Here is a 13,028-nt window from a genome sequence, read left to right as displayed (position 1 = left end):
CACGGTGCTCCACGCCATCCGATACCGGGATCTGCCTTATCCAATAGGGTCGTTTCTCATGGCAGCGCATCCACTCGTCACCGAATACCTGCGGCTGGGACTGGCCTTCGATCGACTGGAAGAGGGCTTCGTCGACGCCTTCACCGGCGATCCCGCCCTGCGCCGCGAGATCGAGAACGCCCCGAAACCGGAACCGCGCGAACTCGCTAACAAGGCCGCCGCCCTGCGCAAGGAACTCCCCGAGGCCGGATTGACCGAGCCGCGTATCGAATTCCTGGATGCGCACCTGCGCGCGCTGGAATGCTCCGGCCGCAAGTTCGCCGGCGACGACATCGGCTTCGTCGACGAGGTGAGCGCCTACTTCGACGTCGACATCGCACCCGGCGACGAGGACGACTACCGCGAGGCGCACCGGCAGTTGCACGAGGTGCTGCCCGGCGACGGCCCGCTGCTCGACCGCATGACCGCGCACCGCCGCGGCGACGAGATCCCGCCCGAACGCCTGCAGGAGTGCGTGGACGCATTCTCCAGCGCGCTACGGGATCTGGTCCGGCAGCGCTACCCGCTGCCCGAGACCGAGCAGGTGCACTACGAGGTGGTCGGCGACAAGCCGTGGTCGGGTTTCAACTACTACCTCGGCGACTACCAGTCGAAGGTGGCGATCAATTCCGATCTGAAGCAGCACATGTCGATGCTGCCGCACCTGATCGCGCACGAGTCCTATCCGGGCCACCATACCGAGCACTGCCGCAAGGAAGCCGGACTGGTCGGCGCCGGCCAGGACGAGCAGACCCTCTTCGTGGTCAACACCCCGCAGTGCCTGATGGCGGAGGGGCTGGCGGACCTCGCCCTGAAATCCATCGTGGGTCCCGGCTGGGGCGCGTGGGCACAGGACATCTACGCGGATCTCGGCCTGCGCTTCGACGGGGAACGCGCGGAACGGATTTCGACCGCCTCCGCGAATCTGCTGGGCGTGCGCCAGGATGCCGCACTGCTGCTGCACGATCGCGGGAAGGATGCCGACACGGTCGCGGACTTCCTGCAGCGCTGGGGCCTGACCACTCCTGACCGCGCACGCCAGTCACTGCGCTTCCTCTCCTCACCCCTGTGGCGCGCCTACATCTCCACCTACGTGGAGGGCTACCGCCTCCTCGGCGGCTGGCTGAACCGCGCCGCCGATCCCGAGGACCGCTCCGAGCGCTTCCGCCGGCTCCTCGACGAACCGCTCACCCCCGGGGCCGTCCGCCGCATGGACTAGGATCGGCTGCACCGCGACTGGCGTACTCGAGGTGGAAGCGACCACCGGGAAGCACCGAAGCCCTGCACCGCGCGCCTGGGTGCCTGGCACCGGCCCTCGGCATATCCGGGGGCCTCGGAGCACGGAGGTTGCGATGCAACACGAGACACAGAACCCCCTGGTCGGCGAGTCCATGCCGGCGGCCAATACACTCGGCGGCGTGACCGAGACGAGCGCTTCTGTGAACAGTCAGTCCCTCGCCGAACTAGACCCCGAGGTCGCCGCCGCGATGGGAGGGGAGCTCGCTCGTCAGCGCGACACCCTCGAGATGATCGCCTCGGAGAACTTCGTGCCGCGCGCCGTGCTGCAGGCGCAGGGCAGCGTGCTCACCAACAAGTACGCCGAGGGCTACCCGGGTCGCCGCTACTACGGCGGCTGCGAGAACGTCGACATCGTCGAGGATCTGGCGCGGGCCCGCGTCACCGAACTGTTCGGCGCGGAATACGCGAACGTGCAGCCGCATTCGGGTGCGCAGGCCAATGCCGCGGTGCTGATGGCGCTGATGAATCCGGGCGAGAAGCTGCTCGGCCTGAACCTGGCGCACGGCGGTCACCTCACCCACGGCATGCGGCTGAACTTCTCCGGCAAGCTGTACGAGGTGCACGCCTACGGCGTGTCGAAGGAAGACCACCGCGTCGACATGGACGAGGTGCGCAAGCTCGCCCGCGAGGCGCAGCCGAAGGTGATCGTGGCCGGCTGGTCGGCGTACCCGCGGCACCTGGACTTCGCCGCCTTCCGCGAGATCGCGGACGAGGTCGGCGCGTACCTGTGGGTCGATATGGCGCACTTCGCGGGACTCGTTGCGGCAGGCCTGCATCCGTCGCCGGTGCCGCACGCGCACGTGGTGTCCTCCACCGTGCACAAGACCCTCGGCGGCCCGCGCTCCGGCCTGATCCTGGCCAAGGAGGAGTTCGCCAAGAAGCTGAACTCGGCCGTGTTCCCGGGGCAGCAGGGCGGTCCGCTCATGCACGCCATCGCCGCCAAGGCCGTGTCGTTCAAGATCGCCGGCACCCCGGAGTTCAAGGAGCGCCAAGAGCGCACCCTGTCCGGCGCCAAGATCATCGCCGAGCGGCTCACCCAGGCCGACGCCAAGGCCAAGGGCATCACCGTCCTCACCGGCGGCACCGATGTGCACCTGGTCCTGGTCGACCTGCGCAACTCCGAGCTCGACGGCCAGCAGGGCGAGGACCTGCTGCACGAAATCGGAATCACCGTGAACCGCAATGCCGTTCCGTTCGACCCGCGCCCGCCGATGGTCACCTCCGGCCTGCGCATCGGCACCCCGGCGCTGGCCACCCGCGGCTTCGGCGACACCGAGTTCACCGAGGTCGCCGAGATCATCGCCGCCGCCCTCACCGGCGCGGCGGATCTGGATTCCCTGCGTCAGCGCGTCTCCAAGCTGGCCCAGGCCTTCCCGCTGTACGACGGCCTGGAGGACTGGAAGCTGCTCGGCTGATACAGCCGCGAAAGCCGAAGAGCCCGCCGCGATCTCACGATCGCGGCGGGCTCTTTCGTCTGTGGATTACAGGCGGTCGAGGCGGGGAACGGGACCGAACTTGCCGCGGCGGAAATCGAGGTAGGCCCGTTCGATCTCGTCACGGCTGCCCATGACGAAGGGGCCGCCGAAGACGATCGGCTGACGGATCGGCTTGCCCGAGAACAGCATCAGCGTGGCCGGGTGGTCGGGGCTGATGGCGGTCAATTCGAGGGTCGTGGGGTCGGTGACGGTGAGCGGATCCGTCCAGGCGACCTGGCCTTCGGTGATCGGGGTGCCACCGACGGTCGCATTGCCCTGAATGGCGAAGACGAAGGCGCGATCCTCCGGCGGGAGTGCCGGGCTGTAGCTGGTGCCGGGCTCCAGGGTGATGATGAGACACGTTATGGGCCACTGGTTTTCGGCGGGACCGGTGATCTCGGACTGGCGGCCGGATACCACCCGCACCAGCACTCCAGGTGCCTCCACCATGCCCTGATCGGCGAATCGCAGGTCCTGGTAATGGGTTTCGGTCATGCGCTGATCCGAGGGCAGGTTCAGCCACAGTTGGAGCGTGTGGGCGAATTCGTTGCGGTACGCGAGTTCCCGGTGGATGATGCCGCGGCCGGCGGTCATCCACTGCACGTCGCCGGGTTCGAGTGCGCCCGCGTGCCCGAGGCTGTCGCCGTGTTCCAGGACGCCGTCGAGTACCACGGTGACGGTCTCCAGGCCGCGATGCGGATGCCATTCGAAGCCGGGGGAGGAGATCCAGTCCTCGGCCATGAGCAGGAACGGGTCGGTGTTCCGGACGTCGTCGGGGGCGATGACGAGCGCGTTCTTGTCGACCTGGTCGGTGGGCCCGCCCATGGCCTTGGTCCGGACGCGGTCGACCTTGCGTGGCACGGTCACGGTGGTCATGGCTGCTCCTCTCGTCCGGCCCGGCGGCCCGGAACTTTGGGTGACACGGCAACCAACTGAAATCCGGGTGCGAGTATTCCCCCCGGAATCGGAAATAACCGCCGGCCTATCCGGGTTCGCCTGCACAGGAAACCCCAACGGAAGAGGTGCGTGATGGCACAGGCGGTCAGGTTCGACGAGTACGGCAATGCCGATGTCCTGAATGTGGTCGAAATTCCGGATGCGGAACCGGGTCCCGGCCAGGTGGCCGTGACGGTCGTCGCGGCGGGGATCAATCCGGGCGAGGACAAGATCCGCAGCGGCGCGCTGCACGACCGCTGGCCCGCGACCTTCCCGTCCGGCCAGGGCAGCGACTTCGCCGGCCGGATCGCGGCCGTCGGCGTGGGCGTGGGCGGTATCGCCGTCGGGGACGAGGTCCTCGGATTCACCAACGACCGTGCCTCGCAGGCCACCCGCGTGGTCGTACCGGCCGACCAGGTGACGCCCAAGCCCGCCGCGGTCCCGTGGGAGGTGGCGGGCGCGCTGTTCGTCGCCGGGACAACGGCTTTCGCGGCTGTCCGTGCGGTGGACGCCGGGCCCGGCGATACGGTCGCGGTCTCCGGTGCGGCCGGTGGCGTCGGATACCTGGTGGTGCAACTGCTGCGGGCGCGCGGCGCACGGGCCATCGGGATCGCGGGACCGGCGAACCAGGACTGGTTGCGCGAGAAGGGATTCGACGCAGTCGAATACGGTGACGGGCTGGCCGAACGTCTCCGGGCCGCCGCGCCGGACGGGCCGGACGCCTTCATCGACACCCACGGCGTCGGATATGTGGAGCTGGCGATCGACCTCGGCGTGAAGCCGGATCGCATCGACACCATCGCCGATTTCGCCGCGGTGGCGAAGTACGGCGTGAAGGCCGAGGGCAATGGCGCCGCCGACACCATCGACGTGCTCGCCGAGCTCGCGGACCTGGTGGCCGACGGCACCCTCGAGGTCCCGATCGCCGCGACCTACCCGCTCACCGAGGTGCGGGCGGCCTACCGCGACCTGGAACGCGGCCACACTCGCGGCAAGATCGTGCTGCTGGCCTGAGATGACCGGACATAACCGGATCGACACGGAAAGATTATGAGCAACAACAATATTGATCGAATGGCAGGCCGTACGGTCCTGATCACCGGCGCCACCGACGGGCTGGGCCGCGAACTCGCGGTCCGGCTCGGCGGCGCGGGCGCCCATGTGATCGTGCACGGCCGCAACGGAGATCGGGCGGCCGCGGTCGCCGCGGAGATCGTCGCGGCGGGCGGTCCTGCGCCGGACGTCATCCTGGCCGATCTCGCCCGCCTCGCCGAGGTGGACCGGCTGGCGGATGAAATCATCGCGCGGACAAAGCGATTGGATGTGCTGGTGAACAATGCCGGCATCGGCGGCGGACGGCCCGAACTCGGGCGGGAGCTCGGCGCCGACGGTGTCGAATTGCGCTGGGCGGTCAATCATCTCGCGCCCTATCGGCTGACGCGGCGGTTGCAGCCGCTGCTCACCGCGAGCGCGCCCGCGCGGGTGGTGAACGTGGCCTCCGCCGGTCAGCACGAGATCGATTTCGACGATCCGAACCTGGAACACGGCTACGACGGATTCACCGCCTACTGTCAGGCCAAACTGGCGATGGTCATGGCCACCATCGAGATCGCCGAGGAATTGTCCGGTACCGGTGTCACCGTGAACGCGCTGCACCCCGCGACCTTCATGGCCACCACCATGGTCATCGAATCCGGTGTCACGCCAACCAGCACCGTGGACGAGGGCGCGAACGCCACCCTCCGGCTCATCACCGATCCCGCCTTGGCGGAGACGACCGGTCGCTACTTCAATGGCGCCCGGCAGAGTCGCCCGCACGCCCAGGCCGACGATCCGAAGGCGCGCCGCCGCCTGCTCGAAATCAGTGATGCCGCAATCGCTTCGGCGGTGCGCTGACCGCCCGGCTCAGAAGGTGAGGAACCGGCGCTTGCCACCGGTGAGCGCCGGCGTATCGGCCCGCACGGTGGCGATGAGTTCCTTGGGCGCCGGGTTCACCCAGTGGCGCTCGGTGGCGCCGTCGCGCAGCACGACCGTGGGTACGGTCTCGTTGCCGTCGGCCACCGAGCGCACGAAGGCCGCGGCCTCCGGCTCTTCCCAGATGTTGACTTCCCGGTGCACGATGCCGTGGCGGTTGAGCGTGTTCCGCAGGCGCGCGCAGTACGGGCAGCCCGGCCGTCGATAGACGACCAGCTCCGCAGGCGATTCGGCGTTCATGGTCCGAGTCTAGGTGCGTCGCGGCCGGGGCGCCGGGGCGTCGATGAGCCAGGGGCGGAACAGGTTCAGGAGTGCTTGCCGAGGTAGTCGACGTACATCGGGCGCAGTACCTCGCCGATCTCGCCCTCGCCGGCGTGCACGTAGTCGTCGAGCATGGGCAGCACGTATTTGATATCGGCCTGGCTCTCGCCCAGATCGCCCGCGGCGGCCTCGGCGGCCGGGATCGATTTCAGCAGCTCCCAGAGGAACTTGACGTCACCGCGGCGAACGGCCAGTTTCACGGCGCGGTCGTGCAGCTCCTTGGTGGAGAGCTTCTCGAGATCCTGAGTTTCGGCCATGGCCTCGACTGTAATGGAGCGCATGGCACAGCATCCGAGGTACCGGGTCAAGCGCGTGTACGACGCACCCGATGCGGCAGACGGCCGCCGGGTGCTGGTCGATCGCCTGTGGCCGCGCGGGATCAGCAAACAGCAAGCGGCGATAGACGAATGGGCCAAGGACGTGACGCCGTCCAACGAACTTCGCAAGTGGTACCACGCCGATCCGCAGACACGCCGTGCGGAATTCGAGCGCAGGTATCGAATCGAACTCGCCGACGACGAACACCGCGAGGGCCTCGCCCGCCTGCGCGCGGAGGCCGCCGCGGGCGTGTTGACGCTGGTCACGGCCACTCGTGATCCGGACCACAGCCATGTCCCGGTACTGCTGGGTGAATTGGGCGAAACACCCAGAGGTGATGGCCGTTAACGGGATCTTCACCAGTCCGCCTGCCAGTCGGGAAGCCGGATCACGAAAACGGCGGTAGCGTCGGGGGTGCGGGCCGCGTAGGTGTGGTTCGTACGGGAGGTCCTGATCGTGACTGAGCAACTCAGTGCGAGGGGGCCGGCACCCGGCCCTCGGGTCATACGACCCCAAGGCTGACCGGCCCAGCGAGAACGCTCGCGCGGTGTCGCGCGAGTGGCAAAGGAGCCCACCGTGACTGATGCACGCTCCGTTACCGCTCCCAGCAGGGACGCCCGCTCCACCGGGAGCCCGCAGTCCAAAGCTCTGGGAGTTCGCGCCTCGCAGTTGTCCGATTCCGGACTGAAAACCTTCGTTGTGGATACGTCGGTACTGCTCTCCGACCCTTGGGCCCTGACCCGCTTCGGCGAACACCATGTGGTGCTGCCGCTCGTGGTGATCAGCGAGCTCGAGGCCAAACGACACCACCACGAATTGGGATGGTTTGCCCGCGAGGCACTGCGCATGCTGGACGACATGCGTCTGGCACACGGTCGGCTCGATGAACAGGTGCCGGTCGGCACCGCGGGCGGGACGCTCCAGGTGGAGTTGAACCACACCGACCCCAGCGTCCTTCCGGTCGGATTCCGCACGGACACAAACGATTCCCGCATCCTCGCCTGCGCACTCAACCTGGCGGCCGAGGGACAGCAGGTCGTGCTGGTGTCCAAGGACATTCCGCTCCGGGTCAAGGCGAGCGCGGTCGGCCTGGCCGCCGACGAGTACCACGCCCAGGATGTCGTCACCTCCGGGTGGACCGGCATGGTGGAACTCGAGGTCGGCGTTGAAATGGTCGACAAGCTGTACAGCGACAGCATCATCGACCTGGACGAGGCGCGGGAACTGCCCTGCCACACCGGGATCCGGCTGCTCGGCCCGCGCACCAGCGCACTGGCCCGGGTGACACCGGACAAACGGCTGCAGCTGGTCCGCGGCGACCGGGAGGCCTTCGGGCTGCACGGCCGCTCGGCCGAACAGCGCATCGCGCTGGACCTGCTGCTCGACGAGAGCATCGGCATCGTGTCGCTCGGCGGCCGGGCCGGTACCGGTAAGTCGGCGCTCGCGCTGACCGCCGGGCTCGAGGCCGTGCTGGAACGCCGCTCGCACCGCAAGGTGGTGGTCTTCCGCCCGCTGTACGCGGTCGGCGGCCAGGAGCTCGGCTACCTGCCCGGCAGCGAGGCCGACAAGATGGGGCCGTGGGCGCAGGCCGTGTTCGACACCCTCGAAGGGCTCGCCAGCCCGGAGGTGATGGAGGAGGTACAGGCGCGCGGCATGCTGGAAGTGCTGCCGCTCACCCACATTCGCGGCCGCTCCCTGCACGACTCCTTCGTGATCGTGGACGAGGCGCAGTCGCTGGAACGCAATGTGCTGCTCACCGTGCTGTCGCGGCTGGGCAGTGGATCGCGGGTGGTGCTCACCCACGATGTGGCGCAGCGCGACAACCTGCGGGTGGGCCGGCACGACGGCGTGGCCGCCGTGATCGAGAAGCTCAAGGGTCACCCGCTGTTTGCTCACGTCACGTTGACCCGCAGTGAGCGGTCGCCGATCGCGGCCCTCGTGACCGAGATGCTGGAGGAGTTCGGGCCCAACGCTTAACCGATAGGCCCTGATTCGACCGGGTGGCAGTGTGCCGCCCGGTCGAATTGCGTTGGCGGGTGCGTTTCCTCCCGCAGCTCCCGGGGTATCCTTCGCCGGAGATTTGCCGGTAGTCGCCTGAGTACCCGAGGAGATGGAAATGCACCACTTCGCTCGACGCACCGCAGGCATCATCGCTGCCCTCGCGCTCGTGACCGCGCTCGGCGCGGCCTGCGACAAGGACAAGGACAACAAGGACAACAAGTCCAGCGCGACCAGCACCTCCATGACCGCCAACAGCACCACCGAAGCACCTGCCACCAGCGCCGAGGCGGGCGGCGCCACCGAAACAAAGATCGCCACCCCGGGTGGCGGCGAAATCGCCGTCGCCGGAGGCATTCTCGACAAGTACAACCAGATGGGCGGCGTCACCAGCCCGCTCGGCCTGCCCACCGGACCCGCCACGGACGCACCCGACGGCGGCAAGGTACAGGAATTCGACGGCGGCGCCATCTACAGCAGCCCCACGCACGGCACCCACGTGGTGTGGGGCGAAATCCGCAAGGCATGGGAGGCCGACGGCGGCGCCGGCGGGAAGCTCGGCTTCCCGACCAGCGACGAATACGACATCCCCGGTGGCAAGCAGAGTGACTTCAGCGGCGGTTCCATCACCTGGGTCAACGGCCAGACCACCGTCACTCAGAAGTAGCCCGCACGGGTCCGGGACGCCGCGCCGCGCCGTCCCGGACCATACTCACAGCCGAATCACAGCGCCCCGGCCCACCCGCCGCGGAGGCACTCACGACCACGGGATTTGCCGGTACCGCGGGACAGTGACCGCGACCATAGCAACCGCGAATACGAATCGAAGGTCCCCACGTTTGCCGCGCAGCCGCTAGGTTGTCTCCGTGCAGAACGTTTTGGCCGACCGTGAGCTGCTGGAAGCGCTCTCGGCGGAGGTGGAGTCCAACCTGACCCGGCATATCGCGGCGGCCGCCGAATGGCAGCCCCACGACTATGTGCCGTGGAGCGACGGCCGTAACTTCGAGTTCCTCGGCGGAACCGACTGGGACCCCGCGCAATCCGAGCTCAGCGAGACCGCGAAACTGGCGCTCACCGTCAGCGTGCTCATCGCCGACAACCTGCCCTCCTACCACCGTGAGGTCGGCAAGTACCTGCGCACCGGACACTGGTGGCGCTGGGTCGGCCGCTGGACCGCCGAAGAGAACCGGCACGAGATCCTCATCCGCAACTTCCTCATGGTCAGCCGCGGCGTGGATCCGGTTGCGCTCGAGCGGATGCGCATGGAACACATGACGCTCGGCTTCCGCCGCCCGGCCATGCACCTGCTCGACGTGCTCGCCGCCTGCGCCTTCGAGGAACGCGCCGCCGCCGTCCGGCAGCGCAATACCGCCGTCCGCGCCGACAATGTCATCGTCGCCGCCATCGCCGACCGCCTCGCCGCCGACGACGAACTGCAGGCCGTCTTCTTCGCCAACCTCATCGAGGCCGCCCTCGACCTGGCGCCCGACCAGACCGTGCGCGCCATCGCCGACCGCGTCGCCGACTTCCACGTGCCCGTCGTCAAGCTCGCCGACGGCCGCACCAGCGACGAAGTCCTCGCCGAGGCCGGCATCTACGACGCCGCACAGGAACCCGAACTGGTCTTCAAGCCGCTGCTCGAGCAGTGGAAGATCTTCTCCCGCACCGACTTCGGCGAGGACGGCGAGAAGGCCCGCGCCGAACTGGACCACCTGCGCGGCTGATCAACCGAACCACCCCGCACCCGGACCCGCGTGCCGTAGCGTTGATGCCGACGGATGCGGTCCCGGGAGGGGTGGGCCCATGGCGGGCGGGAAACGAGTGATCGTCATCGGCGCCGGTATTGCCGGGCTGGTGACCGCGAAAGTGCTGCACGAGGACGGATTCGACGTCACCGTCCTCGACCAGGCGCCGGACTACGGCGGCGTCTGGATCGAATCCCGCACCTATCCGGGACTGCGCACCAACAACTCCCGCCACACCTATGCCTTCTCCGACCACCCCTACCCGCCCTCCGCACCACTCTTCCCGGCCGCACCCGACGTCCGCGCCTACCTCGCGTCCTATGTGGATCGCTTCGATCTGGAACCGCTCCTGCGCCTCGGCACCGAGGTCCTTCGCGTCTCGCGCGCGGATGCGCGCAGTGAATTCGCCGGCGGTGGTGCGGGCTTCGAGGTCGAGGTGGCCGGCTTAGGCGGGCGTGAGACGCTGCGTTGCGATTTCGTGGTGGTGTGCGCGGGGGTGTTCTCCGAACCGCGGATGCCGGTGATCGATGGCATCGAACGGTTCGACGGTGCGGTGCTGCATTCGAGTGCGGCGAGCGATCCGGATCTGTTCGCGGGCAAGCGCGTTGTGGTGGTCGGTGCGGGTAAGTCCGCGCTGGATTGCGCCGCCTGGGCCGCCGAGCACTCGGCCGACTGCACCTTGGTCTTCCGGCAACCGCATTGGATGGTGCCGCGCTATCTGCCGGGCGGGAGTCCGGCGGACACCCTGCTGGTCAGCCGGTTCGGCGAGCTGCTGCTGCCGTATCACACGATGAATCGGGTCGAGCGGTTTCTGCACGGCCCGGGTCGTATCGTGCCGCGGCTGCTCTGGTTGTTCGTCGGCTTCGCGTGCCGGATGCTGCTGCCGATTCCGCGAATCCTGGTGCCGGAGCGCAGGTTGCCGACCGGAATCGAGAATGTCGGGCTGGGCCACGAGTTCTTTCGCATGGTGCAGCGCGGGCGGGTCCGGTTGCGGCACGATGCCATTGCGGCCGCGCCCGGCGGCTCCGAACTCGTACTGGCGAGCGGCGCGCGCATGGAAGCAGACGTCCTCGTATTCGCCACCGGCTGGCGGCAATCGCTGTCATTCCTCTCACCGGAATTGGAAGCCGCCGCCCGGACCGACGGCAGCTTCCGGCTCTACCGCCACATCCTGCCGCCCACCGAACAGCGGCTCGGCTTCATCGGTTACGCCTCGTCGACCGCCTGTCAGCTCAGCGCCGAGATCTCCGCACACTGGCTGTCACAGACCTTCCGCGGCGAACTCGACCTCCCGCCGGTGCCCGACATGCAACGCGAAACCCTGCGCGTAGCAACCTGGCTCGCAAAAGTCCTGCCCGCCCGCTCCGAGGGCTACTTCCTCGGCCCCTACCTCTCCCACCACATCGACGACCTCATGCGCGACATGCGCCTCCCCACCCACCGCACCACCAATATCCTCACCGAATACCTGGACGGCTTCTTCCCCACCCGCTACGCGGACCTGCCTGCCGAACGCCGCCTCGCTCGCGAAGGCGCTGCGCCCCAACCGAACCCCCGCCGTCGGATCGCCACCCGAACGCTGGCAGCTGCCGCGGCTCTCGCCGGCATAGCCGGGGCATACACCCTCGTCCGCCGCCGCCGCTCGCTTAGGCCCGGCCGGGTCAGCGGCGGGTGAGGGCTCGGAAGATGCCGAGGGCGGTGCCGCGGAGGAAGTCCTCCCAGGAGAAGTGGTCGTGCCAGAGGACGATCTTGCCGTCGCGGAGGATGAAGGTGCCGCAGACCCAGAAGGGGATTTCGACCGGGCCCCAGCGGAGGTAGTCGGTGCGGTCGGTGAGGACCGTGTCGCCGTCTGCGGCGATGTGGTGGAAGTCGGCGCGGAAGCCGAAGCTCGGGCGCTCGAGCAACTTCAGCACCTTGCGCACGTTCTTGCGGCCGCGCACGTCCGGCAGGGTGGTGTTCTTCCAGACCAGGCCGGGATCGGCCAGTTCCAGTGCCTCGTCCGTGATCATCATTTCGAGGGCCGCGAAGAACTCCCGGACCGTGGTGATGGCGTCCTGCTGCAATTCGGGTAGCTCCGACATGATCCGAGACTAAGCCGATTCCCCGCCCGGGCATAGGGATCGGCCTACTTCGCACCCCCGGCGTCGCGCTCGGCGATCAGCACGCCCAGACCGTCCAGAATGCGGTCGATCCCGAAGTCCAGCGCCTTGCCGCGACCGGTCTCCTCGGCATCGCCGCTCATGGTCTCGGCGAACGCCGCGACCGCGTGCGGGAAGCGCTCGGCCTGGGCTGCCAGCACCGTGCCGAGCTCCTGCGCCAGCTGGCCCTCGGTATCGTCGCCGAGTTCCGTGGCGGTCTGCAGCGCCAGCCCCCGGGCATGGCCGAGCAGCAGCACGACGGTGTCGAAGCATTCGGCGGCGGTCAGCCCGGTCCCGGCCATCGCCGCCACCGCGGAGTCCAGCCACGCGATCTCGTTCGGTCCCATGGGCCGGATGCCGACCGCGAGCTCGTTCATCCAAGGATGCGCCCGCGCCCGCTCGAAGAAGACCTCCGCCCACGCGCGCAGATAGGTGCGCCAGTCGTCGACGCCCGGAATCGCCTGGACCGCATCGGGTTCCGGCGGCGTACCGAGCGTGGTGTCGAGCATGAGGGCCTGCAGCTCGCCTTTACCCGGCACGTAGCGGTACAGCCCCATCTTGGCGCAGCCGAGGCGTTCGGCCAGGCGCTGCATGGACAGGTTGGCGAGCCCTTCGGTATCGGCGAGGTCGATGGCCTCGCCGACGATGCGCTCCAGGGTGAGCGAAGGCTTCGGCCCGCGCCGGGGTCGATTCGGGGTGCCCCACAGCAGTTCGAGGGTGGTCGGTGCCGGCATGGTCGCCATCTTTCCGGATAAAGGGTGTTGACAGGTAACTGCGTCCACCAT

At 68.3% G+C, this 13,028-nt stretch carries 14 protein-coding genes and 1 riboswitch; of the genes, 9 read left to right on the top strand and 5 right to left on the bottom strand.

Annotated elements, in window-relative coordinates:
• Positions 1–58: 58 nt before the first annotated feature.
• Together ACH438_RS01485 and glyA are read left to right on the top strand one after the other, a co-directional pair.
• Entirely contained in the window at positions 59–1,258 is a 1,200-nt protein-coding gene (locus tag ACH438_RS01485) for a DUF885 domain-containing protein (protein ID WP_396999940.1), read from the top strand.
• A 3-nt stretch (positions 1,259–1,261) separates the two neighbouring features.
• A riboswitch (ZMP/ZTP riboswitch) is annotated at positions 1,262–1,346 on the top strand.
• An 84-nt stretch (positions 1,347–1,430) separates the two neighbouring features.
• Positions 1,431–2,753, top strand: a complete 1,323-nt coding sequence (glyA, locus tag ACH438_RS01480) for a serine hydroxymethyltransferase (protein ID WP_397000713.1) — start codon at positions 1,431–1,433, stop codon at positions 2,751–2,753.
• A gap of 66 nt (positions 2,754–2,819) precedes the next feature.
• Here glyA and ACH438_RS01475 read toward each other — a convergent pair whose 3' ends face one another.
• Positions 2,820–3,689, bottom strand: a complete 870-nt coding sequence (locus tag ACH438_RS01475; RefSeq protein WP_396999938.1) for a pirin family protein — start codon at positions 3,687–3,689, stop codon at positions 2,820–2,822.
• Between the two features lie 153 nt (positions 3,690–3,842).
• Between ACH438_RS01475 and ACH438_RS01470 the strand changes: the two genes are divergently transcribed.
• Entirely contained in the window at positions 3,843–4,763 is a 921-nt protein-coding gene (locus ACH438_RS01470) for an NADP-dependent oxidoreductase (RefSeq protein ID WP_396999936.1), read from the top strand.
• A 60-nt stretch (positions 4,764–4,823) separates the two neighbouring features.
• Positions 4,824–5,645 (top strand): SDR family NAD(P)-dependent oxidoreductase, encoded by an 822-nt coding sequence (locus ACH438_RS01465; RefSeq protein ID WP_396999934.1) that lies wholly within the window; start codon positions 4,824–4,826, stop codon positions 5,643–5,645.
• Positions 5,646–5,654: 9 nt separating this feature from the next.
• Here the strand turns inward: ACH438_RS01465 and ACH438_RS01460 are convergent, their stop codons facing one another.
• The gene (locus ACH438_RS01460; RefSeq protein WP_396999932.1) at positions 5,655–5,963 is read right to left on the bottom strand and encodes a glutaredoxin domain-containing protein; all 309 of its coding nucleotides are present in this window, start codon (positions 5,961–5,963) and stop codon (positions 5,655–5,657) included.
• Positions 5,964–6,028: 65 nt separating this feature from the next.
• Positions 6,029–6,301, bottom strand: coding sequence for a hypothetical protein (locus tag ACH438_RS01455; protein ID WP_396999930.1), 273 nt, complete (start codon positions 6,299–6,301; stop codon positions 6,029–6,031).
• Positions 6,302–6,323: 22 nt separating this feature from the next.
• On the opposite strand from ACH438_RS01455, the gene ACH438_RS01450 reads away from it, so the two are divergent.
• From ACH438_RS01450 to ACH438_RS01430, 5 genes are all read left to right on the top strand, one after another.
• Positions 6,324–6,710: a DUF488 domain-containing protein gene (locus ACH438_RS01450; protein ID WP_396999928.1), complete on the top strand. Its 387-nt coding sequence runs from the start codon at positions 6,324–6,326 to the stop codon at positions 6,708–6,710.
• A gap of 228 nt (positions 6,711–6,938) precedes the next feature.
• Positions 6,939–8,339, top strand: coding sequence for a PhoH family protein (locus ACH438_RS01445; protein WP_396999926.1), 1,401 nt, complete (start codon positions 6,939–6,941; stop codon positions 8,337–8,339).
• Between the two features lie 139 nt (positions 8,340–8,478).
• Complete coding sequence (locus tag ACH438_RS01440) at positions 8,479–9,027, top strand: LGFP repeat-containing protein (protein WP_396999924.1); 549 nt, start codon at positions 8,479–8,481, stop codon at positions 9,025–9,027.
• A 199-nt stretch (positions 9,028–9,226) separates the two neighbouring features.
• Positions 9,227–10,084, top strand: a complete 858-nt coding sequence (locus ACH438_RS01435; protein WP_396999922.1) for an acyl-ACP desaturase — start codon at positions 9,227–9,229, stop codon at positions 10,082–10,084.
• A 79-nt stretch (positions 10,085–10,163) separates the two neighbouring features.
• Positions 10,164–11,780, top strand: coding sequence for a flavin-containing monooxygenase (locus ACH438_RS01430; RefSeq protein WP_396999920.1), 1,617 nt, complete (start codon positions 10,164–10,166; stop codon positions 11,778–11,780).
• Here the strand turns inward: ACH438_RS01430 and ACH438_RS01425 are convergent.
• Both ACH438_RS01425 and ACH438_RS01420 read right to left on the bottom strand, forming a co-directional pair.
• Positions 11,767–12,186 carry a limonene-1,2-epoxide hydrolase family protein gene (locus ACH438_RS01425; protein WP_396999918.1) on the bottom strand — a complete coding sequence of 140 codons (420 nt, stop codon included), beginning with the start codon at positions 12,184–12,186 and terminating at the stop codon, positions 11,767–11,769. The two genes, ACH438_RS01430 and ACH438_RS01425, sit on opposite strands and share 14 nt — an antisense overlap.
• A 44-nt stretch (positions 12,187–12,230) precedes the next feature.
• Positions 12,231–12,977 carry a TetR/AcrR family transcriptional regulator gene (locus tag ACH438_RS01420; protein WP_396999916.1) on the bottom strand — a complete coding sequence of 249 codons (747 nt, stop codon included), beginning with the start codon at positions 12,975–12,977 and terminating at the stop codon, positions 12,231–12,233.
• Positions 12,978–13,028: the final 51 nt, after the last annotated feature.

This window comes from Nocardia sp. NPDC020380, assembly GCF_044386975.1.
In the GTDB taxonomy this organism is placed as follows: domain Bacteria; phylum Actinomycetota; class Actinomycetes; order Mycobacteriales; family Mycobacteriaceae; genus Nocardia.
This window is presented reverse-complemented; position numbering and strand designations above follow the sequence as displayed.